The organism is Streptomyces sp. NPDC048291, assembly GCF_043201715.1.
Classification (GTDB): domain Bacteria; phylum Actinomycetota; class Actinomycetes; order Streptomycetales; family Streptomycetaceae; genus Streptomyces.
On sequence record NZ_JBICZC010000018.1, the window covers coordinates 196,940 to 220,458 of the forward strand.

General features: G+C 72.5%; 19 protein-coding genes and 2 pseudogenes. 6 read left to right on the forward strand and 15 right to left on the reverse strand.

Going from position 1 to position 23,519, the window contains the following annotated elements:
• The first annotated feature begins 124 nt into the window (after window positions 1-124).
• A complete protein-coding gene (locus ACGF5O_RS41510) occupies window positions 125-871 on the forward strand; it encodes a hypothetical protein (RefSeq protein WP_393815119.1) in 747 nt (248 codons plus the stop codon).
• An 86-nt stretch (window positions 872-957) separates the two neighbouring features.
• On the opposite strand, the gene ACGF5O_RS41515 is transcribed toward ACGF5O_RS41510, so the two are convergent.
• A complete protein-coding gene (locus ACGF5O_RS41515) occupies window positions 958-3,678 on the reverse strand; it encodes a right-handed parallel beta-helix repeat-containing protein (RefSeq protein ID WP_393815120.1) in 2,721 nt (906 codons plus the stop codon).
• Window positions 3,675-4,505 (reverse strand): hypothetical protein, encoded by an 831-nt coding sequence (locus ACGF5O_RS41520; protein ID WP_393815121.1) that lies wholly within the window; start codon window positions 4,503-4,505, stop codon window positions 3,675-3,677. Before ACGF5O_RS41520 ends, ACGF5O_RS41515 begins: the two co-directional genes overlap by 4 nt.
• Window positions 4,506-4,751: 246 nt before the next feature.
• On the opposite strand from ACGF5O_RS41520, the gene ACGF5O_RS41525 reads away from it, so the two are divergent.
• Window positions 4,752-5,435, forward strand: coding sequence for a LuxR C-terminal-related transcriptional regulator (locus tag ACGF5O_RS41525; protein ID WP_393815122.1), 684 nt, complete (start codon window positions 4,752-4,754; stop codon window positions 5,433-5,435).
• A 91-nt stretch (window positions 5,436-5,526) separates the two neighbouring features.
• Here the strand turns inward: ACGF5O_RS41525 and ACGF5O_RS41530 are convergent, their stop codons facing one another.
• From ACGF5O_RS41530 to ACGF5O_RS41545, 4 genes and pseudogenes are all read right to left on the reverse strand, one after another.
• Window positions 5,527-6,921, reverse strand: coding sequence for an EsaB/YukD family protein (locus tag ACGF5O_RS41530; protein WP_393815123.1), 1,395 nt, complete (start codon window positions 6,919-6,921; stop codon window positions 5,527-5,529).
• Window positions 6,922-6,972: 51 nt separating this feature from the next.
• The gene (locus ACGF5O_RS41535) at window positions 6,973-7,296 is read right to left on the reverse strand and encodes a WXG100 family type VII secretion target (protein ID WP_362587402.1); all 324 of its coding nucleotides are present in this window, start codon (window positions 7,294-7,296) and stop codon (window positions 6,973-6,975) included.
• Window positions 7,297-7,350: 54 nt separating this feature from the next.
• Window positions 7,351-7,674: a WXG100 family type VII secretion target gene (locus ACGF5O_RS41540; RefSeq protein ID WP_362587399.1), complete on the reverse strand. Its 324-nt coding sequence runs from the start codon at window positions 7,672-7,674 to the stop codon at window positions 7,351-7,353.
• Between the two features lie 283 nt (window positions 7,675-7,957).
• Window positions 7,958-8,500 (reverse strand): annotated as a pseudogene (locus ACGF5O_RS41545) (IS5/IS1182 family transposase); the annotation flags it as partial.
• Window positions 8,501-8,648: 148 nt separating this feature from the next.
• Between ACGF5O_RS41545 and ACGF5O_RS41550 the strand changes: the two are divergent.
• Window positions 8,649-9,038, forward strand: coding sequence for a hypothetical protein (locus ACGF5O_RS41550; protein WP_393815124.1), 390 nt, complete (start codon window positions 8,649-8,651; stop codon window positions 9,036-9,038).
• A gap of 147 nt (window positions 9,039-9,185) precedes the next feature.
• Window positions 9,186-9,976: pseudogene (locus tag ACGF5O_RS41555) on the forward strand (IS5 family transposase); the annotation flags it as partial.
• Here the strand turns inward: ACGF5O_RS41555 and ACGF5O_RS41560 are convergent.
• Together ACGF5O_RS41560 and ACGF5O_RS41565 are read right to left on the reverse strand one after the other, a co-directional pair.
• Window positions 9,967-10,761, reverse strand: coding sequence for a DeoR/GlpR family DNA-binding transcription regulator (locus tag ACGF5O_RS41560; RefSeq protein WP_393815125.1), 795 nt, complete (start codon window positions 10,759-10,761; stop codon window positions 9,967-9,969). The pseudogene ACGF5O_RS41555 and the gene ACGF5O_RS41560 overlap by 10 nt on opposite strands.
• A 393-nt stretch (window positions 10,762-11,154) precedes the next feature.
• Complete coding sequence (locus tag ACGF5O_RS41565) at window positions 11,155-12,126, reverse strand: LysR family transcriptional regulator (RefSeq protein WP_393815126.1); 972 nt, start codon at window positions 12,124-12,126, stop codon at window positions 11,155-11,157.
• A 183-nt stretch (window positions 12,127-12,309) separates the two neighbouring features.
• Between ACGF5O_RS41565 and ACGF5O_RS41570 the strand changes: the two genes are divergently transcribed.
• Window positions 12,310-12,891, forward strand: a complete 582-nt coding sequence (locus ACGF5O_RS41570; RefSeq protein WP_393815127.1) for an RICIN domain-containing protein — start codon at window positions 12,310-12,312, stop codon at window positions 12,889-12,891.
• A 310-nt stretch (window positions 12,892-13,201) separates the two neighbouring features.
• On the opposite strand, the gene ACGF5O_RS41575 is transcribed toward ACGF5O_RS41570, so the two are convergent.
• The 7 genes from ACGF5O_RS41575 to ACGF5O_RS41605 all read right to left on the reverse strand — a co-directional run bounded on the left by ACGF5O_RS41575 (window position 13,202) and on the right by ACGF5O_RS41605 (window position 22,381).
• Complete coding sequence (locus ACGF5O_RS41575; RefSeq protein ID WP_393815128.1) at window positions 13,202-15,655, reverse strand: hypothetical protein; 2,454 nt, start codon at window positions 15,653-15,655, stop codon at window positions 13,202-13,204.
• A gap of 107 nt (window positions 15,656-15,762) precedes the next feature.
• Window positions 15,763-18,342 carry a hypothetical protein gene (locus tag ACGF5O_RS41580; RefSeq protein ID WP_393815129.1) on the reverse strand — a complete coding sequence of 860 codons (2,580 nt, stop codon included), beginning with the start codon at window positions 18,340-18,342 and terminating at the stop codon, window positions 15,763-15,765.
• Window positions 18,343-18,493: 151 nt separating this feature from the next.
• Window positions 18,494-18,961 (reverse strand): nuclear transport factor 2 family protein, encoded by a 468-nt coding sequence (locus ACGF5O_RS41585; RefSeq protein ID WP_393815130.1) that lies wholly within the window; start codon window positions 18,959-18,961, stop codon window positions 18,494-18,496.
• Window positions 18,962-19,035: 74 nt separating this feature from the next.
• The gene (locus ACGF5O_RS41590; protein ID WP_393815131.1) at window positions 19,036-19,872 is read right to left on the reverse strand and encodes an EamA family transporter; all 837 of its coding nucleotides are present in this window, start codon (window positions 19,870-19,872) and stop codon (window positions 19,036-19,038) included.
• Window positions 19,872-21,074 (reverse strand): Glu/Leu/Phe/Val dehydrogenase dimerization domain-containing protein, encoded by a 1,203-nt coding sequence (locus tag ACGF5O_RS41595; protein WP_393815178.1) that lies wholly within the window; start codon window positions 21,072-21,074, stop codon window positions 19,872-19,874. The genes ACGF5O_RS41590 and ACGF5O_RS41595 overlap by 1 nt, the downstream gene beginning before the upstream one ends.
• A 426-nt stretch (window positions 21,075-21,500) precedes the next feature.
• Complete coding sequence (locus tag ACGF5O_RS41600; protein WP_393815132.1) at window positions 21,501-21,881, reverse strand: ferredoxin; 381 nt, start codon at window positions 21,879-21,881, stop codon at window positions 21,501-21,503.
• Window positions 21,882-21,937: 56 nt separating this feature from the next.
• Window positions 21,938-22,381, reverse strand: a complete 444-nt coding sequence (locus ACGF5O_RS41605) for a universal stress protein (RefSeq protein ID WP_393815133.1) — start codon at window positions 22,379-22,381, stop codon at window positions 21,938-21,940.
• A 359-nt stretch (window positions 22,382-22,740) separates the two neighbouring features.
• On the opposite strand from ACGF5O_RS41605, the gene ACGF5O_RS41610 reads away from it, so the two are divergent.
• Entirely contained in the window at window positions 22,741-23,406 is a 666-nt protein-coding gene (locus ACGF5O_RS41610; RefSeq protein WP_393815134.1) for a CBS domain-containing protein, read from the forward strand.
• Window positions 23,407-23,519: the final 113 nt, after the last annotated feature.

Sequence of the window (23,519 nt, forward strand, 5' to 3'; positions counted from 1 at the left end):
TTAAGAGTCGTGGGGCGGCAGGGGATTTCCCAGATCCTTCTTCCTGACATGGGGAGGTCCTGGAACGGGGACGTCGAGCGGCGCTCGATATCCCGGCACCATGGACAGGTCGATAGGAAGGCCGATGACCGAAGAAGCGGGGTATCTCATGGGCGACAGCGACAGCGACGACGTAAGCCCGCACGCATCGAAATACCAGAGCGACCCCTGGGTACCGAACGTAGACCCGGACGCGAGCGATCACGGCGACGAGGAGGACGCCGCCGAACAATACGCCGAGATCTACGGGGTCACGGCGACGACCAACAAGCCCGACGACTCGGACTCCGACGACCCGCCCGACCCGATGGTCACCATGCCGAAGCTGAGCATGGCCTACACCACGGCTCCCGACCTGGTACCCACCGAGTCGAGCGGCGGATCGGACGGCCCGCCGCCCCTTCCGGACACCAACGCCTTCTCGATCGACCTGGGCGCCCTGCGAGCCGCGGAGGGGACTTTCCTCGACGCCGTCTCGAACGTGACGAGCGCGTACGAAGCGCTGCGGACCAAGGTGCAGGCCGCCATCCACGATGACACCCTGTTCGGCCAGGACAACGGTCACTTCGAGAACTCCGGCCCGCACGGCACCCCGATGTGGCACAAGGACGAACTCGCGGAAAGCGGAGCCCAGTTCGCCGAGGCGATCAACCCGCAGCTGACGAAGGTCATGCAGGACGGTGCCGGTGGCATCGAACTGATGGGCACCTTCACCGCGTTGCTGAACAACGCCGGCCAGACCTACGCGCAGACGGACGCGAAGTCGTCCATGGATCCGTCCGCCCAGTCGGCGGTGCAGGGCAGCGACGCGGATACGCCCTCGGCGGTCTGACGAGCGGAGCGCATGCGGCGCCCGGCCGGAGTTTCTCGGCCGGGCGCCGTTCCGTGTACCCCCGTGTGCTGCCTCCTGCCGTCGCCTCACTCCACGGCGACGGTCGGCAGGTCGTCGGGGAGCAGGGTCACCAGGTCCTCCGTGGTCGGCTCCACCAGTTCCACGACCCGCTGGGCGTGCCGTTCCGTCATGCGCTGGAAGATCTGGCGGGCGGTGCGGCCGTTGCCGAAGCGGTCGTCGCGGACCAGGTCGCCGAAGTAGCCGAGCAGGGCCTCGCGGGTGTCCTTCGGGAGTTCGTATTCGTGCTTGGCCGCGTGGAACTCGACGATCCGGCCCAGCTCTTCGCTGCCGTAGTCGTCGAACATCAGGGTACGGGTGAAGCGCGAGGCCAGGCCGGGGTTGATGTCGACGAAGCGTTCCATCTCGTCGGGGTAGCCGGCCACGATGACGACGACGTCGTCGCGGTGGTCCTCCATGAGTTTGACGAGGGTGGCGATGGCCTCGCGGCCGTAGTCGTTGCCCTGTCCGGCGGGGGTGAGGGCGTACGCCTCGTCGATGAACAGGACGCCGCCGAGGGCCCGTTTGAAGACGGCGGTGGTCTTGGGCGCGGTGTGGCCGACGTACTCGCCGACCAGGGACGCCCGGTCGGCCTCGACCAGGTGGCCGCGGGAGAGCAGGCCGAGGGCGGCGAGGACCCGGCTGTACAGGCGGGCCACCGTCGTCTTGCCGGTGCCGGGGTTGCCGGCGAAGACCAGGTGGCGGCTGAGCGGCGGGGCGGCGAGCCCCGCCTCGGTGCGCTGGCGGACCAGCTGCATGACCTTGACCATGGTGCTGACGTCCTGTTTGACGCTCTCCAGGCCGATCAGGTCGTCGAGTTCGGCCAGCACCTCGGAGAGGCTCTCGGCCCGGGACTGCCGGGTGCCGGTGCCTGGAGCGGATGCCGTCGAGGAGCCGGCGGGCTGCCCGCCCGGTGTCACCGCGAGCGCGCCGGCGCCGGCCGGTGCGGGCAGTGGGTCACCGCCCAGTGCCTCCTCCGGCATCGTGCTGATCTTCACGTCGTCGACGCGGCAGCGCTCGATGGTGGGGGCGGCGCCGTCGGCGAGTTTGAGGTCCTCGTCGGTGTCGTGGATACGGCAGCCGCGCAGCAGCGGGGTCGCCTCCTTGCCGACGTAGACGGCGGGGAAGCCGGTGGCGCTGATGTCGCAGTCCTCGAAGCGTCCCGCGGCGTTGTCGGCGATGTAGAGGCCGTTCTTCGCGGTGCCGGTGACGGTGGTGCCGCGGACCCGGGGCCTGGCCTTCGCCTGGACCACGAGGCCGGTGCCCTTGGTGTCGGTGACGGAGCAGTCGGTGAGCCAGGCGGCGGCGCCCTCGCGGACGAAGACGCCGGCCGCGCCGGTGCCGGTGACGCGGGTGTCGACGACGAGTGCGGCGGTGCCGGCGCCGATGTCGATGCCGACGCCGGAGCAGGAGCTGATGGAGCAGTCGTCGACGAGCGGACGGTGGTCGGTGCGCAGGCCGATGCCGGTGGCGGCCTTGGTGATGCGGCAGCCGCGGGCGGACAGGTCGCCGCCGTCCACCTCGATGCCGCACAGCTCGGTGTCGTCGATCTTCGTGTCGGTGAGGGTGAGCAGGGCCTGGTCCACGCTGCGCAGGCCGTGTTCCGGAGTGCCCTGGACGCGGCTGTCGTGGACCGTGACCCGGCTGCCGTCGCCGGCGTGGACCCCGGTGAAGGCGGAGACGGTGACGGCGCAGTCGACGAGGGTGAGGCGGGCGGTGTCGGAGGCGTAGACGCCGTTGGCGCCGGAGCGGGTGAAGGCTCCGCCGCGTACCTCCACCTGTGCCTCGCCGCCGGCCGCGAGACCGGAGCCGGCGGTGTCGGTGGTGGTGGTGTCGTGCAGCCGGAGCCGGCCGGAGCCGGTGGCGACGACGCCGGCCGCGCGGACGTCGCTGACCCGGCAGTCGACGAGGGAGGCGACGGCCCGGCCGGTGACGTGGACGCCGTCCCGGCCGGTGCGGGCGATCTCGCAGCCGCGCAGGGCGACCCCGAACTCGCCGCCGGCGGACGGTGCTTCACCGGCCGCGTCGTCGTCGGGGGCGGCGTCGGCCCCGGCGTCGCCGGTGATGACGACTCCCCCGGCCTCGCTGTCCCCGATCCGGCAGGTGCGCAGCACGGGCCGGGCGCTGTCGTCCACGGCGACCGCGGCGGCGCCGGTGTGGGTGACCGCGCACAGTTCCAGGGCGGCGCGGGCCGCGCCGGTGATGCGGATGCCGTGGCCTCCGGTGCGGGTCACCGAGACCCGGGTGAGGGTGGGGGCCGCGCCGTGATCGACCAGGATGCCGACGGCGTCCACGTCGCTGATGCCGGTGTTCTCGACCACGGCCCGGCTGTCGCCGCCGAGGTAGAGCCCGATGTCCCCGGTGTGGTGGAGTTCGCAGTCCCGCAGGACGGGGGTGGCGGTGCCGGTGACCTGGACGCCGCCGCCGGTGATCTCGCAGCCGTCGATCTCCACCGCGCCCGCGGTGACCAGGACGGCCGGTTCCTTGCCACGGCCTTCGAGGACCAGGCCCTGGACCCGGCCGCCGGGACTCTGCACGGTGAGCGCGGGTCCGTGGGGTCCGGCGGTGAGCCGTACCGTGCCGCGGCCTTTCTCGGCGGCGAGGGTGATGTCCCGGTCCAGGACGACGCTCTCGGTGTAGGTGCCGGGCTGGACGGAGATCACCGCGCCCGCCGGGGCCTCGCGGACCGCGGCGACGATGGTCTTGAACGTGCCCCAGCCACGGGGCGCGACGCGGAGTCCGGCGCTCATGTCGAGGTGCAGGTCAGGCGCAGCTGCGCGGCGGCGACATGGACGCCGTCGGCCGCGTCGGTGCGCTCGGCACCGGCGTCCACGAGCTTGACGGTGACCCGGCCGGTCCGCACGGTGAACGCGGGCGAGGTGTACCAGCGGCCCTGGTGGGTCTTGCCTACCTGGTCGACGAGGAAGCCGCCGAGCGGCTTGGGCTCGCTGTCGGCGCTGGTGGCGGGGGCGGCGGGGGTGTAGTCGTCGTCGTAGTAGTAGAAGTAGGCGGGTGAGCCGCCGACCCGGGTGCGGGAGGAGTTGACGGGCACGTAGCTGGAGACCCGGCAGGAGGCGACCGTGAAGTGGGAGCTGAAGTCGTACTTCCACAGGGCGTAGCGGGTGGCGTCGTAGCCGTCGGCCTTGCCGGAGACCGGCATGGAGAGGTAGCCGCCGGTGCATGCCTCGCCGGTGTAGCCGCCGCTGTCCGACTGGGTCCAGGCCGCGGTGCCGTCGGCGTCGGTGCCGGTGGCGTAGCCGTAGGCGGCGAAGCTGGTCGAACCGTCGCTGCTGGCCGCGCAGTCGGGGCCGGCGATGGCCTTCCAGGTCTGTCCGGAGCTCTGGCCGCCGGCCTGGTAGGGCGTGGCGTCCGGGCTGGGGGCGATCGGCTTGACCTCGCTGGGCAGTGCGAACGCCGGGCCGCCGAGCGCGCCGTAGACCAGCGCGCCGAGGGCGACGGCGAGGAGCGTGGAGACGCTCACCACGAGCATGCGTTTGCCGGTCCGGCCGCGCGGGTCCTCGGGCCTTACGGATTCGGCGAATGCGGAGGAGAACTCACGCCAGTCCTCTTCAATCATGCGGGAAAGCACCCCTCGTTGTTGAGTTTCTGAATAATCCTGGGAAAGGGATGGCGGGACGAATGGCCGCGGCGCGGGCGCACGAGTGGGCTACTCGGCCGCAGGGCACCCGACTTGAGTTACGTACGAGGTCATGGGCAGGTTCACGTGTTTTCTCTCACGGGTCCCGGGGCGGGGTTGGGGGCTGACGCGGAGGCTACGTTCGTACTCAGGAACTCCCCGAAACCGAGAATTGGCAGGAGCCCGATGTCCCCCCAGATTGCTCAGATCGCCGTTGTCGAGCAGCACAGTCTGGTGCGCCTGGGTCTGGAGACCCTGCTCTCCGGCAGCGCGTTGCTGCGGGTGGTCGCGCTGGCCGCGGATCCGGCGGAGCTGCCGGAGTCGGCGGCGCAGCGCCTGGACGTCATCGTCTACGGGGCCCCGCAGCAGCCCGGGCCGTCGCTCGCCAGGACCGTGGCCGCGCTCACCCAGCGCGGCCGGGTGCTGGTGGTCGCCGACCTCGCGGGCTGGCAGCCGGTGACCGACGCGCTGCGCGCCGGGGCGTACGGCTGTGTCGGCAAGCAGGCGGGCGAGCAGGAGTTGCTGCGCGCGGTCGAGACCGTGGCGCTGGGCGGTCTGCATGTGGCGCCCGGCCTCGCCGGCCGGCTCCACCACGAGCTGCGGCAGCCCGTCGGCACCCCCGCCCCGGCGCTCGCGCACCGGGAGCGGGAGGCGCTGCGGCTGCTGGCCACAGGGCTGACGCACGGTCAGATCGCCCGTCGGATGGGGCTGACGGAGGCCACGGTCAGCACCTATGTGAAGCGGATCCGGAACAAGCTGAACGTCCGCAACAAGGCGGATCTCACCCGGAAGGCGATCGAACTCGGGCTGCTCCAGGACGACGAGTTCCGCAGCCCCGTTCTCGCGGCCGGCTACTCCTCCGCCGCCTGACATCGCGCGCCCTTCCTGTCGTGACCGCCGGCCCGCACAGCACCTGTGCGGGCCGGCGGTCACGCCTGTTGCCGACGGCGGTGACGTCTCGTCAGATGTGGTGTCCCAGACCGACGATCGAGCCGAACGCGCCGAACGTCGCCACCGCGAGGGCGACGCTGCCCCCGGCCAGTACCGAACCGAATCCGGTCAGCCAGCGGGGCCGGGCCGTCGCCGGCAGGTCCGGGCGCCGCATCATGCGCCGGAATCCGTAGACCAGGAGCACGGCCGCGCCCAGGGCGCTGCAGACGGGCCCGACCCAGCCCGCCGAGCCGAACCGCTCGGGGCCGGTGACGAGCAGTGTGAAGAGTCCGGCCGTACCGGCCAGCAGCAGCGGTACCACCTCGGCGACCAGCCGGGCCGATCCGGCGCGCAGCAGGACCGCGAGCCCCAGCAGTCCGGCCGCGAGGTCGGCGTACGGGGAGGCGGAGGCGGCCATGACCACCACCGCGCCGCCGAGGACCACGCTCAGGGCGGCGCTCCAGGTCACCAGCAGGACGGTCGCGGCGCGTACGGCGTCGGCGACCTCGTCGTCGCGGGGCTCCTCCTGCACCCGCATCCGCACCCGCCGCCAGGTGAAGGCCACCGTGCCGCTGACGGCCGACGGCACGACGGTGAGCAGGGCGAAGGCGACGACGGCGACGACGGAGGCCGCCTGGACGCCGCTCGCCCGCAGTGCGGCGAGGCCGATGCCGAGGGCGGCCGCGACGACGGCCGTGAAGAGGGTGGCGGAGGTGGTGACCGCGGGCGCCGCCAGGGCGGCGAGGAAGGCGCCGAGCAGCGCGCCCACGGCGAGGGCCGCCACGGCCAGCCCGGTCCTGGTCATGATCCCCGCGAGGCCCAGCCGTTCGGTGCCCTGGCCCAGGGCGGCGGACCAGGCGCACAGGGCCAGCGCGGGCACCGCGCACAGGCCCATCGTCATCCGCAGGGCGGCCGGGACGGGCCAGGTGCGCTCCGTCGCGACCCAGGCCAGGACGGGCAGGGCGAGCCCGGCGGCGAGCGCGAGATCGAGGAGGACGCCCGTGCCGGGCCGGTGCCGGACGGCGAGCACGGCAAGCGTGGCGACGAGCCATCCCAGGGCGAGCGCGGTCAGGGCGTACGTGCGGGAGCGGGCCTCCCACCGGCGGTCCAGGACGCCCCCGGAGACGTCGGCGACCCGTTCGGCGACGTCGTGCACGACCGGGTCGTCGAGTTCGTCGGCGGTGGCGTCGCGCAGGTAGAGGACCTGCCCGTCGGTGACGCCCAGTTCGGCGAGCGACCACTCGGGGGCGAAGGCACTCCCGGTCGCCGCGCCCAGGGTCCAGGCCGCCGGCATGATGTCGGACTCCCGCTGGTCGCACAGGCGGGCCAGGGTGTCGGCATAGCTCACGATCGGGGCGCCGGCCGGGACCGCGAGGTCCACCTTCCGGCGCTCGCCGACGACGGTGATACGGCAGTGCTCATCCACGATGACGATTCCTCAGGGGATGCGGGGGCGTTGCGCCACGGGGACGGCGGGTCAGCGGTGCTGCCAGGTGCGGCCGTTGGCCCACTCGGCCTCGGAGTAGTTGTTCCAGTTGACGTGCATCGCGTTGGCGACCTCGCCGAGCACACCGTCCGGACCGAAGAGCCCGTTCGCGGCGTAGTTCCACTCCGCTTCCAGGCCCTCGAAGTACCGCTGTGCGTCACCGGTCCAGTCGCCGCCGGCGAGGACCGGCTGGAGCTGGTTCTTGAGGTCCCTCAGTTCGTCCGCGATGGTCTGGGCCATGCCGTTGATGTCCTTGCCCGCCTGGGCGAGTTCCGGCCTGACCACGAGGTTCGCGCCGTCGATGTTTCCTGCCATGATCACTCCCTGGTGTGCTGGGTGCTGTGCCGGGTCGGCGGTGGTGACGGGGCGTCAGCCGAGGTTGGCGTTGGAGAGGCCGGCCTCGATGGTGTTGATCGAGTTGATGTTCTGCTGCTCGGCGTCGCCGTAGTTGACGTAGTTTCCGCGCAGGCCGCCGGCGATGTCGGTGAGCGCGTCGTGGAGCATGCGGGAGTAGATGTCGTACTCCTGCATGAGGGCCTGGAAGGTGTCCTGGGCGATGCCCTGCCACGAGGCCTCCATGTTGGCCACGTAGTTCTTGAGGTTCGCCAACTGGCCGTCGATCTCGCCCGCCTTGGTGTCACAGGCCGCTGCGGCCATCGAGATCTGCTCCGGTGTCACCTTGAAATCGGTCACCGTACTGCTCCTCTCCGGGTGGCGTAATACCGGCCCGGTAAGCGTCGCAGCGGTGGACGTGAGGCGGGCAGATCCCCTTTCCGGTGTCCCCTTCGGACGGCGAACGGCGTCCCCGCGCCCGTGCATGCCAGGGGACTTGACGGATCGTCAGCAAGGAGGGAAAGGGGGCCGGCCGCCCTCGGGTCAGCCCCTGAGCCAGCCCCTGGGCCGTGTCTGGCAATGATCACGATGCTGGTTGGCGGAGCCAGAGGACGAGCGAGGCGAGTTCGAGTCCGGCCCGTTAGCGGGTGGCGAGCTTGTCGAAGCGGGGCGCGATGGTGCGGAACTGCTTGAGCCGGTCGGCGGACGGTCCCCTCGGGAGCCCTGGCGGAGCCGATCGGCCTGCCGGTCTCGACGTTCCAGGACGGTGGCGGCGACGCCGCGCCGCCTGCAGCGCGCCCGAACGGCCCAGGACGAGTGCGCCTTGTCCGCCACGACATGGTGGCGTCGTTGACGGCCGACGTGCGGGCCGGGGCGAGCGGGAGGCCACGGCCGTCGACGGTCAGGTGGACCTTGACCGTCAGCCCGCCCCGGGACCGACCGGGGGCCTGCCGCGCCGTCGAGCGTTCCGAATCCGCCTGTTACGAGCACCGGCCCCGTACTGATGGGCGCGGTTGATCGTGGAGTCCACCGAAACGGGCCCTTCCACCTCCCCCACGGCGTCGTTGTGAACCTGGACATGTGCCAGCAGCTTCGCCCAGGTCCCGTCCTTCTTCTCCCATCGCGCGAAGCGCTCGTAGACCGTCCGACAAGACCCGTACGGTTCGGGCAGTTCCCGCCACGGCGCCAGATCGGGGTCCTCTCTCAGCATGTCGCCGGTCGCCGCATAGAGTTCCGTCGCGAGGGTGTCCACGTCGTTCGCAACAAAACGTTTTGGGACGGCCTCGTTCTCGTCTCTGCAGGCACCCCTTGGACCACATCGCCAGGAGGAACCAGTGCCGTCCCCGCAACCGCTCACCCCCGAGAAGAAACTCGCCGAAGCAAAGAAGCAGCTGAGCCTCCCGCGTATCGTCGTGATCTGCGGCTCCACACGCTTCATGACCGAGATGAATGAGGCCGATCTGCGGGAGACCAAAGCCGGAAAGATTGTCGTCAAGCCGGGTCTCGACATGAAGTCGCCGCACGAACTCTGGTCCGATCCTGCCGAGGCCCAAGCGCTGAAGGTTCGACTCGACGGCCTGCACCGAGCGAAGATCCGGCTCGCTGACGAGGTACTCATAGTCGGCGACTACATCGGAGACAGCACCCGAGCCGAAATCGCCTACGCCCGGTCGCTGGGCAAGCCCGTGCGTTTCACGCACCCCGAAGTCGACCCCGACGCCTGACCACCCACCCCCACACCCTCCGCAGCCACCCCTGGAATTGACCATCCAGGACGAGTCGTGTCCTCCAACCGCGGCTAACACAATGAAGTGGATCGCACCTGGTTGCAGTGTCCAGGGTGGGAGTTGAGCGTTGGCTCCGGTGTGGGGATATCGCCGTGGATCGTGTCGGATGAGCTGTGGGATCACCTGGAGCCGCTGCTGCCGCAGCGCGAGCGGCGCTTCCGCTATCCGGGTCGCAAACCTCCTCTGCCGGACCGGGAGGTGCTGTGCGGGATACTCCATGTGCTGCACACCGGGATCCAGTGGGAGTACCTGCCGCAGGAACTGGGGTTCGGCTCGGGCATGACGTGTTGGCGGCGGCTGCGCGACTGGAACGATGCCGGCGTGTGGCAGCGGCTCCATGAAGTCCTGCTCGCCGAGCTCAACGCGGCCTCGCGGCTGGACTGGTCTCGGCGTGTAGTCGACTCGTCCCACGTCCGGGCCCTGAAAGGGGGAGCCACACGGTCCCCTCTCCGGTTGACCGAGGTCGGGCCGGCTCCAAGCAACATCTGATCACCGATGGGCACGCCACTCCGCTTGCGGTGCCGCTGACCGGCGGCAACCGCAACGACGTCACGCGGCTGCTGCCACTGCTCAACGCGATCCCGCCGGTCCGCGGCAGGGTCGGCCGTCCACGCCGTAGACCGGACTCTCTGTTTGCCGACCAAGGCTACGATCACGACGTCTACCGCGATCAGGTACGCGATCGTGGCATCGTGCCCGCGATCGCACGCCGCGGCACCCGGCACGGAACCGGACTTGGCGTCTACCGCTGGGTGATCGAGCGGAGTTTTGCGTGGCTGTACGGCTTCCTGCGCCTGCGGATCCGCTGGGAGCGACGGGCTGACATCCACGAGGCGTTCCTCAAGCTTGCCTGCTGCCTCATCGCCTACCGGCAATGCAGCGTGCTTTGTTGGCCGTCGATTGTGGCCGACGCTGTCGGCACGACCCTTACGCCGGCTTCCCGCAGGGCCACGCAGGTCGCGTCATCATCGGGGGCATTGGTGATGATCATGTCCAGGTCCTCGGGACCGCAGATCTTCACCATGCCGGCTCCGGGAAACTTAGTCCTGTCGGCCAAGAGGACCACCTTGTCGCTAGCAGCGATCATGGCGCGGCGGGCGGGCACCTCAGCCACTGTGGTGTCCATGACCTGACCCCCGGACCGGAGGCCGCAAGCACCCATGAAGAGCCAGTCGGCGTGAACCTGGCGGAGGTTGTCCTCGGCCATGAAGCCGTCCAGCATGCGTGACTCACGGATGACCATGCCGCCCAGCAGCATCAGGTCGACGTTCTCGTCCGCGATGAGTTCCTCATACACCGCAAGGTTGTTGGTGATCACGGTGATTCGGCGACCGCGCAGTTGGAGTGCCAGCCGGTGGACGGTTGTGCCGCTGTCGAGAATGACCGACTGGCCGTCCTCGACCAGTGCGGCTGCTCGGGCTGCGATGGCGTCCTTCTCTGCCACCTGAACTTCGGCGGCCTCGTTGAAGGGCGGTTGATCGTCCTCGATGACTGCTCCGCCGTGGACGCGGGTGATCAGCCCGTCCGCCTCCAGTTTGAGGAGGTCCCGGCGGATAGTTGCCGCGCTGGCGTCGAGTTGCTCGGCGAGGTCGGCCACGGAGGCGGTGCCGCCGGAACGCAGGGACCGCAGGATGAATTGGTGTCGTTGCTCAGCCAGCACGCAACGGGACACTACACGCTGTTGAGTGAGCCAATCTCTTTACTTCTGGGCGCAGTTGACGAGCAGGCATGCAGATCCAGGCGGCGCTGACGCTGTGCTGCCTGCCCAGCCCACCGGCCGATCGGTTCAGACCGCTTGAAGTCGGCCCAGGGCGCCACACGTCGGAGAGACTGCTCACCGTCGTGCAGGGCAAGTGGCTCTGATGGCCGTCCGTTGCATTGTGTTAACCCTTGTTGGAGCTCCGGGCAAAAGAGGCGTCCGATCAGCTCGCGGCGTCATGGGGGTGCCCCCTGCTCGAATGTGTTCCAGGATGGCTTTGACCTGTGAGGTCTCGCGCATGAGGACGTGGGAGCGGGAGGAGGCGGAGCGGGACGGGGGGGGGACGGGCGGAGCCTAAGATGGCGCTCTACTTGGGTCGTCGTCCGTCGGGCGATCTCTCCAGTGATCGACGTCGACGTTCCTGCCTTGGTTGCCGACCCTGCAGCCGTGATCGACTATTTGCAGGAACGTGCGAGCCAGCGCGCTGTGCCGCGAGCGCTGCCAGAGCAGGTGGTACCAGGCGGTGGGCGCTCCGGCGAGCCTCAGTGAGCGAATGCCGGGCGGTAGCTGTGCCTGGGCCGCGGCGTGCAGCGCGAGTACCTCACGGCCGGCCTCCAGGCGCGTCATGATGTCGTCGAGTACCCGCGGCGCGACCAGCTCGATCCGGGCGCCGTCCAGCGACCGCACGTCGCCCAGTACCCACAGCGACGCGAACCTCGGCTCCATCAGGTGCGCGTGCAACGTCGGCTCGGCCGCGAACGTCTCGACGTCGACCGTGTCCCAGGCGGCGAGCCGATGGCGCCCGGACACCACGCCGATCCGCCTGAGAGGCCAGAGCCGTGCTGACGCGAGGCCGGGATCGTGGGCCGGCATCGGGCTGAAGACCAGATCGCATGAGCTGGACCGCAGTGCCGTCACCGGGTGCACATAGCCCAGCCCCCACATCGAGACCGACGCCCGCGGATGCATGACGCGCAGCGCCGCGGTCGCCGTACGGACCCTCGCGTCCAGCTCGGGGGAGCGGCCGAAGCCCTCCACGCCGATGCGCAGCGTCTCCGGGGTCGCGGTGTGGACTGCCGTGCGGATGGTGTCGGCGAGGCCGAGCAGCGTCGGCGCGCTCGTCGCCAGCAACGCCCCCTGGTGCGTGAGGCCGCTGACCCCGCCCTGGTCCCGCTCGACCAGCGCCGTTCCCAACTGCCGCTCCAGCGACTGGATACGTTTGGTCAGGCCTGCGGGCGAGATGCGCAGCTCGCGCGCCGCCGACGTGAAGTTCCGGGTGCGTGCGAGAACCACGAAGCTCCGTACCCCCGTTAAGTCCAGCTCCATGGCCTACCAGTGTGCAGGCAAAGGTGCGTCCGCAGTAGTCGGTCGACGACAGCTTGCGGGTTCGACCCCGGTGGTTCGGCCCGGTCAAGAGGTCCTTCCACAGTGGAACAACACCTCGGGTGGGCGTCCCGCTCCGGCACAGAATCGCACCGAACAAACCTCTCGAAAAGGAGCACAGCAGCAGTGAAAGCCTTCGCAAGAACCTTCGCCCACGCAACGGCCGCGCTGGCCCTGGCCTCGGCCGGGGGTATGGCGATGTCCACCGAGGCCGGCGCACACACCACGTCCACGTCCGTTGTGGTCCCGCACTTTCCGGGCGCTTTCCACGAGATTCGCAACAACTTCCACACGCCCGCCATGTGCCTCCAGCCGACGAGCCTGACCGACAGCGCGCCCATCATCCAGGCACCCTGCAACGGCAGCAGCATCCAGGGCTGGGTCGACAACCCCGTGGACAGCAGCAACCACTACCGGTTCATCGGCCCCAGCGGCGAATGTATCTTCCTCAACACCGACACCCCCACCACCGGTTCGAAACTCATCCTGGGCGAGTGCCAGGTGCCCGGGGGAACCACCGTCAGCAACGCCGAGTGGACGTCGACGCACCCGCTGCCCAACACCGACGTCGCCCTGAGCACCCATGTGCACTTCCGCGAGAACAACTTCTGCATCGATGAGCCCAACGGCACCGGTGCCCAAGTCGCGATCCAGGTCGCCACCTGCAACGGCACGACCGCCCAGCGTTGGAGCGTCGGCTTCAACTGAGCCGCTCGAAGCCGATCGGCCATCACAACACCATGGTGGCCGATCGCCGTTGGGCACGCAGAGGGAGTGCCATGACGCGGATTTCCCGGCGGATGCGTCACCGGTTGCCCGACAGCACCTTGCGGAATTCCAGATGCCTGCGGGCCGGATGATCGGGCCGGCGCGGTACAACCGGCGGCAACGGCTCGATCCGCGCGCACAGCTCATCGGAGACGACCCACGGAAGCTACTCACCCCTCCCCGCATGAAGGCTGACGCGCCATCAGAGGCCGGCATTCCAAGGCAAGATGCGCCATTCTGTCAGGCGTTCTTAGGGGCCCTCGCCCACCGGGCCCGCGCAGCGCTCCGGCCAGCCTCCGCCGCCGTTCTGGGCGCTCCGGACGCGGAGTACCTCGTCCAGGCCGGCGAGCGCGGCACGGTCGGCACCGCCGAGTTCGGCGTCCGCGTCCCGGCCCGGTGCGGACGCCGGCGCCCCGCCCGAGGCGGGCAGTTCGCGCAGCAGGACCACCGGGGACGGGCCGCCGCGTCGTACGTCGAGGACCATGAAGGGTGTGCCGGGGGCGAACACCACTTCCGGGACCACCGCTTCCGGTCCCTGCTCCGGCCGGTCGGGGTCGGCGAACAGCGGCCGGGCTAGCCGGCCGGTGACCGACCAGATTGCATAGCGCGGGCCGCGCGGCCAGGTCGCTCCCGCGGCCGCGCGCACGCCGCTGAGCGGGGCGCGGTCCCGGAGCACGGTGCCGGGGCGGAGCGGATCGGTCTCCGGGTCCTCCGCCTGCGGCAGCGCGGAACCCGCGCCGCGCAGGACCGCGCCGCGGTGCGTCGGCAGCCGGCGCAGCCCGGACACCAGACAGGAGGCGAACGGCAGGAGCCGGTCGTCGCGCCCCTGGCAGGCCGCGGCGACCGCGTGGTGGTCCAGCAGTCCGCCCGCGTCGTCGAGGTGGAGGAGAACCGCCGTCAGATCCGCCTCGGCTGCTGCCCGTTCCCCGTCGGACATGGCCGGCAGCCGGGCGAGCGCACGGGCGACGGCGGGCGCGTGCCGCTCCCAGGCCGGGCCCGCGAGCAGCCGCAGCGCCGCGTGCTCCGCGGGACCGCTGCGGTGGCCGGCCCGGAAGGCGGACCGGGCGGGCGCCGGCCCCGTCGGCCGGGTGGCGTCCGGGTGGGACGGTCGCGGCCGGGACGTCGGCCGGTTCGAGGCGCCCGACGTCTCCGAGGCCTCCGGCACCGGGGTGGTGTTCGGCGTGGGGCGCCGGCTCAGGTGCTCCCACGCCTCGTCGAGGTCGGGCCCGGCGGGCGGGTCCGGGATCAGCGGTTCCCTGGGGGCGGCGGTCTCCGCCCGCCCCCCGATGAGGTGCTCCCACGCGTCGGCGAGATCGGGTACGGCCAGTGGATCCGCCACGGTGCGGGGCACGGCCGGTGCGGGTGCGGCGACCGGGACCCGCGGGTACGGGACGAGCTGGGCCCCTCCGGTCGGGGCCTGGGCGCGCAGGCCGTGGCGGGCCGTCAGCTCGCGCAGGGCGTCGGCGTCGTCCGGTGCGGAACCGTGCACCTGGAGCGTGGCGTTCGCACGCGTCTGCGGCGGCAGCGCACCGAGCAGGCGGTCCAGCGCCGGCCACAGCGAGGGGTCGGGCCGCTCCCCCGGGACCCCGGCCTCCACGACCGGTCCCGTCGGGCCGACCGCGAGCCCCGCACCCGGGCGGCCGGTACCGTGCTCGCCGACCCACAGCCCGGCCCGGGTCACCGTGACCTGCCAGCGGTCGGTGAGCCGGACCGCTCCGTCGGGCGGATCGTCCGGGCCGTGCAGCGGTGCCGCACAGCCCAGCATCCGGGGCTCCTGTCCGGGCCGGCACTCGACGGCGTTGACGAACGGCACCCAGCCGGGCGCGCCGTCCGTCCCGATCACGACGGACCGGACCGCGCGGGCGCCGCCGGACGGACCCTCGGTCAGCAGCGGCAGCCCGGTCGCGGCCAGCACGGGGACGCCGAACCGGTCGGCCAGTCGCTGGGCCGGCGGCAGCAGATCCCGGGGACCGCAGGGTGCCAGCCGTACGGCGTCACGCACCGGCTCGGGCAGCGCGGACAGCACGGCGCCGATGTCGTCCGCGGATGCCTCGTCCCCCGGCGGGCCGCCCACGACCACGGTGAGCCGGCGGGGGTCGAGCGGAACGGTGTGGTGGAGATCGCCCGGTACGGTCGCGGGTGCCTGCGCGGGCCGCAGCAGCAGTCCTGCGGGGATCCGCTCGATCACCTGTCCGCCGGCCGTGTACCCGGGAACGGCGTCCAGTGCGGCCTCCCACGCGGGCCTCGGGCACCGCGCGCCGAGCAGCACCGGGGCGAGACCGGGGGCGAACCCCAGCCATCCGCCGGGGGCGTACAGCGAGGCACCCGGCACCAGGTGCACCCCGGCGGTGGGGGCCTCCACAGTCACGGCCCAGCTGTCGGCGACGCGCCGGGCCAACGCCGGGCGGCCGGGCCGCTCCTCGCCCGCGCCCGCCATCGCCAGCCGTACGGCGGTGTGGCCGGCTCCGCGCAGCGCGTCGAGCACTCCGCCGAGCCGGGGCCGGAAGTCCGCCCGGGCCATGGTCTGCGGATCGGAGACCAGCGTGACCGTCCGGTCGCCCGCCCAGCGCAGCACACGGGCGAGGTCGTCGACGTCGTCCACGGGCCCGGAGACGCCGGAACGGAGCACCAGCAGGCAGTCGTGCTCCTCGACACGTACCGCCCCGTCGTCCACGCCGGTTCCCCTGGAGGTTGCCTGTGCCATCCCCGCTCACTTTCGGGTCGACGGGAGGGTGCGGCGGACGCGAGGGTGGCGCCGCGGGTACGGGCGTCCGCCCTCACGGCGCCCTTCCGTCCCGGGTCCGTGCCGCATCAGGAACGCCCCGCCACAGCCGAGCACGAGGTGGCGGCCACGGGTTCGTCGGCGTTCCCGAAAGCCGACGGCTGCGGCGGGAGAACGCCGGTGGCCCTCGTCTGCCCGGACGGCACCACCGGCACGAGTTCCCGCTGCGCGGACGACCGCCGCACGCGGGGCGCGGCGGGGGCGACAGGAGCGGGGGCGACGGCAGCGGCGACAGGGACGGGGGCTACGGCGGGGCCGACGGCCGAGGGCGTGCGCGACTCGACGCCGACCCGGGATGTCCGCGCCCCGCCCGCCGCCGGAGCCGTCCGCGACTCAGCGGCAGCCGCAGCCCGAGCCGGAGCCGGCCGATCCCCGTGGGTGGCCGGAGGTGTCCAGGACTCAGCGGCAGCCGCGGGCAACCGGTGCCCGTCGGCGGCCGGAGCCGTTCGCGGCTCGCCGGCAGCCGCAAGCGGCCGATCCCCGTCGGTGGCCGGAGCCGTCCGGGGCTCGGCGGCAGCCGCGGGAGTTCGCGGCTCGGTGGCCGTCCGGGACGGCCGTGGGCCGGTGAGGGCCGGCGGGGTCCGGTGGCTGTCGGCCGGCGGTGGGGGTGTCATCGGGACCGGTACGGCCGACGGCAGGTGCGGCGTGTGCGGGGTGGCGTGGGCCGACTCCAACTGGTCCCGGTAGCGTTCCGCGGCCCGCAGCAGGCGGCCGTCCGGGCCCGGCACCTTCTCCCGCAGGGAGATGATCGACGGCGCGATGCGCAGGGCCAGCGCGATGTCGGCGGTGTCCCGCCAGCAGGCGTCCGCGTTGGCGGCGGCCTGCTCGGCGTCGACGCTGTCCAGGCCGGCGGTGACCAGCAGGCTGAACGCGACGCGCCGGTAGAGGTCGGCCGCGAGGGCGTTGTGCCCGGCCAGCCGCATCACGTGGGCCCTGATCTGGCGGATCTGCAGGGACGTCGGGTGTTCCGAGCCGTGGGCGGTGAACGCCTCGCGTTCGAGTGCCGTGGCGAGGGTCGTGGCGTCGTCGTACCGGCCGCTGTTCGCGGCCTGCACGATGCCGCCGATCCGTTCGCGGTAGACGGAGAACCCGTCCGGGGCCGGTGCTTCCCCGGCGGTCGCCGGGGACTGTGCGGCGGCGGCCGGTTCGGGCAGGGCCTCCGGGTCGGCGCCGGCGGTCGGCGGCCACAGCATCCGGACTCCGTGCTGCACGGCGAGCCGGCGCAGCATGCGGCTCTCCCCGGCCGTGCGGCCGGGCGCGTGCAGGACGGCGAACTCGCGTGCCTCGGGGTCGAGGTAGTCGAGCACGTGCGAGAGGGCGGCCCAGCAGGACTCGTCGAGCGGCTGGTCCGACGGGGCGATCTCGACGGCGAGTTGGTCCGCGAGCACCGGGCGTTCAGCGATCGGCAGGGGCTGGTCGGCAGGTCCGAGGGCGAGTCCCGACCGGGTCATGGTGAGCTGCCAGCGCTCCGACAGCCGGACCATGCCGGCGTCCTGGAGCTGGGCGCCGGGCACCGGGGAACGCCAGCGCAGCAGCCGGGGACCGGTGGTCGAGGTGGCCTCGGAGACCTCCACGTCGTCACCGGAGTCGCCGGAGTGAACGGGGCGGCACATCACCGCTTCGACGTAGGGCCGCCAGGTCGGCCGGCCGGTGCCGTCGACGAGGACGGGCCCGGCGGCGAGGTCCGCGTCGGCCGGTGTCTCGGCGCGGACCGCGAGCGGCGGCCCGGTGAGTACCTCGATCTCGATGTCCAGCGCGCCGGTGACCTGCTGGACGACGGGGAACAGGTCGCCCTCGGCGCCGGGCGCCACGCGGATGTCGTCGCGCACCGCCGGCGGCAGCGCGGTGAGCAGCGCGGCCAGGTCGTCGGCCGGGATCCGGGCACCGCCGCCGGGGCCGGGCACGCCGACCAGCACGGTGGGGTGGGCGGGGTCGACGGGCACCGCGTAGCACAGGTCGCCGGGGACGGGCGGCGGCGTGCCCGGGGGCTGGAGCAGGAGGCCGGCGGGGATGGGGCGGACGGCGTGTCCGGCAACGGTGTGTTCGGGGAGCGCCGCGAAGGCGGTCTGCCAGCCGGGGGTGGGGTGACGCGCCCCGAGCGGCGTCGGCTCCGTGCCGGGCTGAAAGAGCTGCCAGCCGCCGGACGGCTCGGGCGCGTCGGGGACGAAGAGGGTCCCGCCGGGGACGAGCAGAGCGCTGCCCGCGGGCGCGATCACGCCCAACCCCCAGGCGTCGGCGATGCGTTGGGCCAGGGCGGGCCGGTCCGCGGTGCCGCGCCCCGCGCCGGAGACCACCAGGCGGACGGTCGTCGTCCCGTTGTCCCGGAGCGCGTCGAGGACGTCTCCCAGCCGGGTCCACAGCACGGGCGGCACCGCGCCGTCGACGCCGACGACGACGGTGGCGACGGTCTGCCCCGCTTCGGCGCCCAGGGACCGGGCGAGTTCCGCCGCGTCCTCCGGTCCGGGGACGGCCCGTTCGGTGGCGCGCAGCAGGGTCAGTCCGTCGTACTCGTCGACGAGGACGGGCGTGTCGAGCTCTCCCGGCGCGCTGCCGGGCTGCTCGCCCCGGCCCGGTGCCAGGCGCGTGAAGAGGGTCCCCCAGCGGGACATGAACTGCTCCTTCCGTGACGGCATGCCCTTCCCGGACGTACCGGACGTACGTCGGCGGACGGCTTCCGTCCCTCGGTTCACCGGCTCCGGCCTCGTCTACAGCTACGGACGGCCGCCAAGATCGGTTCGCCGCGGGTGCCGGTGTTCCCGCTCACCCGAGCGGACGGGGCGGCCCGGCCGGGTCGGGCGGGTCGGGCGGGAAGGGGAGGGCCGGTGACAGGTGTTCGTGCACGGCGAGCCAACGGCCGTCGGCGGCGCGGCGGAAGACGACGGTCTCCCGCTCGTGGAGGGTGCCGGTGCCGGTGCGCGTCGAGACGTCCGTCTCCACGGTGTGGGTGAACACCGCGGTGCCGTCGAGGAGTTGGACCCTACGGTCGGAGGAGCGGCACTTCAGCACATGGAAGTCGTCGTCGGCCGCCCAACGGGCCCAGACCCGCCGGTACTCGGCGACGGACTCGATGCGCCGGTCGGTGGTGTGGAAGACGAAGGTCGCGTCGGGGGCGAAGGCGGAGAAGTAGTCGTCCAGGCGCTCCTCGGCGAAGGCGGCGACGAGATCGTCGGCGGCCCGAAGCACCTGCTGTTCCTGATGCTGTTGCTGTTGTTCCTGCTCGTTGCTCATGCGGGTTGCTCTTCTTCCGGCGGTGAAGTGGCGGCGGTGGTGTTCCCGGTCGCGGGCGCTGGGGCGCTGTGGCGCTACACGGTGACGAGGAACAGTGCCCCGGCCCCCAGGAAGAGCCCGAGCGCCTGATGGGCCGTCACACGTTCGCCGTCGAGGACCAGCGCGAGGACGACGGTGGCCGCCGGATAGAGCGACACGATCGACCCGACCACGCTCAACAGCCCCTGGTCGGCGGCGAACAGGCAGAAGGCGAAGGCCGCCGTGTCGAGGACGCCGGCCAGTACGACGGGCAGCCAGGGCACGGACGTGCCGCCCGTCTCCGGGCGTGCGCGCAGGGCGCCCGGGGTCACGCACAGGATGGAGACCGCGCGGGCGCCGGCCAGCGGCCACAGTCCCGCGTCCGGTCCCGGATGGGAGATGAACACCAACTGGAGTCCGAGCGCGGCACCCGTCGCCAGGGCGAGGAGCAGGGTGCGCAGCACGACGGTGGCCTCCCGGACCCGCCCCACCAGGCTCACCAGCGCGATCGACAGCAGCGCGCAGCAGACGCCGCCCAGCGCGAACGGCCCGGGGGCCGACTCGAGGGCCAGTCCGGCCGCCAGGGGTACGACGGCCGCCGTGACCGCCGTGACCGGGGCGACGAGCACGATCCCCTCGGCCGCGAGCGTGCGGTAGAGCAGCACCAGGCCCAGCACTCCGAAGGCTCCGGCCCCGCATCCCCAGGCGAGGGCGGTCAGGTCGGGTCCGTGGTCGGCGGTCGCCGCCAGCCAGCCGGCGAGCACCGGGAGGGACAGCACCTGGGAGAGGAGGACGACCCGTCCGGCGGGCATGGTCCGCGACGCGCGGGCTCCGCAGTAGTCCGCGGCTCCCCATCCCGCCGCCGCGACCGCGGCCAGCAGTGTGGTGATCATCAGGCACCCGGCCGGCTGAGGAGGAAGTCCCGTCTGGCATCGGCCAGATGACGGGCGGCCTCGCGGGGCGTGCAGACCGCGTCCTCGGCGAGCCGCAGGGTCTCGGTCACCAGGGCGCGCAGCGCCGCCCGCACCTTGGCCAGGGAGGCCGCCGCGTCCGGTGCGACGTCTCCGTAGAGCACCCACCACCACCAGGCGTTGGTCCCGGAGTTGGCGACGACGTCGGGGACGACGACGCAGCCGCGGCGCAGCAGCCGTTCCTCCGCGTCGGCCGTGACGGGGAGGTTCGCCGCCTCCACGATGTACCGGGCGGCGACGCGGTCCTGGTTGGCGCCGTTGATGCTGTAGGAGGTCGCGGCCGGGACCAGCACATCGGCTTCGAGTGCCAGGCAGGCGTCGCGTTCCAGCAGGACGTCGTCGGGACCGAGCCGGCCCCGGTCGACGGTTCCGAACGCCCGGCGGTGGCGCAGCATGTCCTCGACGGCGAGGCCGCGCGGGTTGGCGACGGTGCCGTGGACGTCGGAGACGCCGACCACCCGGACGCCCGCCGCGTGCAGGTACCGTGCGGTGGCACCGCCCATGGCCCCGAAGCCCTGGACGACGGCGGTGGCGGAGGACCGGGGGATCCCGTCCCGGTCCAGGAGCGTGAGGGCGGCCTCCGCGACCCCGCAGCCGCCCACGAGTTCGGCGAGTCCGATGCCGTCGACCTCGACGGAGAACGCCTCGGCGAATCGCTTCCGTGCCGCCGCGGGGTCGTCGAGGGTGCGCACGACCGGGGCGATGCAGCCGTCCACGCCCAGCTCGCCGAGCACCTCGTCGATGAGTTCCGTGGTGGTGCCGAGGTCGTCGCCGGTCGCCCAGTTGTTCGCCACGTAGGGCCGGATGAACGCGAGGAACCGGGAGAGCACACCGCGTGCCTCGCTGCTGAGCGGGTCACAGTCGATCCCGCCCTTGGCACCGCCCATGGGGAGGTAGCGGCCCGCGGGGTCGTAGTGCAGCGCCTCCTTCACGCTCATCGCCGCCGCGAGTTCCCTGACCTCGTCGTAACGGCAGCCTTCGCGCATCCGCAGGCCGCCGCTGGCCAGGCCCCGGACGAGCCGGTCGACGACGAGGAAGCCCTGGCGTCCCGTGACGGGGTCGGTCCAGGTCAGTGCTGCTTCGGGAGGTCGGGGTGCGGCGGCACCGGCACGGACCGCGGGCATGGTGAGAAGACCGCTGTTCACGGCGAAGGGCTCCTAGCGAAAGCCGACGAGGACGGGCCACGGAGCGCGCCGGTGACAGCCGCGGCGGCCGGGCGGCGGCCACCACGGGTGGCGGCCGACAACCGTCGCAAGGCGGCCACCCGCGCGCGCTCCGACGGTAGTTCCGGCCCTGCGCGACTGGGCAGTCCCCCGTTCCGGGGCATGCCCGGTACCCCGCTCGGGGACAGTCCTTTCCCAACGGCGGCTCACCTACAGCACGCTGACGGCTCATCAGCCGCCGATCGGCCGCGATCCGGCCGCTCTCCGGCCGCTCTCCGGCCGCTCTTCGGATTCTCACCGGCCGCTCTTCGGATTCTCACCGGCGCCGCTCGTACGCCCGACCGGGCGCCCGTGTCGCCGGCCTCGCCGGTTCCGGGATGCCGGCGGTCAGGCGAGTACCGCCATGAAGTCCGTGCAGGCCGCCGCGCACGCCCGGCAGGCCGCCGCGCTCGGCTCGGCGCCCGGAAGGGTGTCGAAGGCCTGCGCGCAGCCGAGACAGACCGTGCGGCACCATTCGAGTCGGTCGCGCAGGCCGTCCGCGTCCCGGCCGGTCCCCTCGGTCAGGTCCCGGCAGGTCGCGTCGCACACCTCGGCGCACATGATGCCGGTGCGACGCAACCGGTCCGCCTCGGTGTCCGGGGTTCCGCCCGGATCCAGCGCCCCCGCACGCAGTGCGCACATCCGGGCGCACTCCGTACATGCCTGCGCGCACGCGAACCGGTCCTCCAGGAACCGGTACAGATCCCGCTCGGAAGACGCCCAAGTCATGCGGTCCGGGTAACCGGCACGCGGCGGGGCAAACTCCGCGTGCCGCCGGCCGTGGCTCAGCCCTGCTCCGCGCGGACGATCACCACCGGGCAGGTGGCGTGCTGGGACACCTGCTGGCTGACGGAACCGAGCAGGGCGCGGGCGAACCCGCCCCGGCCGCGGCTGCCGACGACCAGGGCCTCGGCGCCCTCCGCGGCCCGCAGCAGAACGTCGGTGGTGTTGCCGTGCACCAGGTGGGACCGGACCGAGCCCGCTGCGTCCGCGCCGAGTACGTCGGTCAGCTCCTGCCGCATCTTGTCCCGGGCCTCCTCCGCGTCGAGGTCCATGTCCACGGCGGGCCCCGACCATCCGTAGAGACCCGGCAGCTCCCACACGGCGACCGCCTCCACCACGCCGTCCACGAGGCCGGCGTACCGCAGCGCCCAGCGCAGGGCCGCGTACGAGGACGGCGATCCGTCGACGCCGACCACGACCCGCCGCTCGGTGACATCCCTGTCCATGCGTTCCACCTCTCCTCGGGGTCTGCTCCGGTCCTCGGGCTCTGCTCCGGCGTTCGGCAGGCCCCTCCTCCACGCTGCGCGACAGGCGGCCGTGCCGCCAGAGAAGTGCGGCCGGCGGCATGACACGGTCCGCCGCCCGCCGCGGGTGCGGGGCGGCGGGTGCGGGGCGCGGTGAATTCCGGACCGGTCGGCCCCTGGTGGCGCGGGCGTTCCCGTGGTGTGCTGGAGGTGACGGGAAGGACTCCCAGTGACGCGGGGAAGCGGTCGGCCACGGCCGCGCACCGCGCAATCAGGATCCGCGAGAAGTGGATGGCGTCCTTCCCGCCCTCTCGTGATCGGCGGGATCCGAGGAGGCGACCATGCACGGCAGCCCGCACACCGTCGGCGACGTGATGACCCGCGCCCCCGTGGCCGTGGGCCGTGACGCCCCGTTCAAGGACGTCGTCACGCTGATGGACCGGTGGAAGGTCAGCGCTCTGCCCGTGCTGGCGGGCGACGGCAGGGTGATCGGCGTCGTGTCCGAGGCCGACCTGCTGTTCAAGGAGGCCTTCCGGGACCGCGATCCGGACCGCTTCGTCGCGCGGGAACGGCCGGCCGACGTCGCCAAGGCGGGCGGGGTGACCGCCGGGGAGCTGATGAACGCGCCCGCGGTGACCGTGCACGCCGACACCACCGTGGCGGAGGCGGCGCGCATCATGGCCCGGCGCGGGGTCAAGCGGCTGCCCGTCGTCGACGGAACGGGCGTGCTCAGGGGGATCGTCAGCCGGGCCGACCTGCTGAAGGTGTTCCTGCGCGCGGACGAGGAACTGACCGAGGAAGTGCGCCGGGAGGTCGTCGACCGCCTGTTCCCGCTCTCCGCCGACCACATCCGGGTCGAGGTCTCCGAAGGGGTCGTCACCCTGACCGGCTGGATCGACAGCCCGGAACCGGCGCCGGTCGCCGAACGGCTGACCCGCGCCGTGGAGGGCGTGGTCGACGTCCACTGCCGCCTCTGCCCGGTCTCGGTACGCGACGACCAGCACTGACGCCCGGCCGGCCCCCGCCCTTTCCCTTCTCCGGAGTTCGCCGCTGTCGCCCGCCGCGTACGATCAGTCACCGATTGCGTCCGGTTCGCACCGTTCTGGGTGGGGTATCCCCT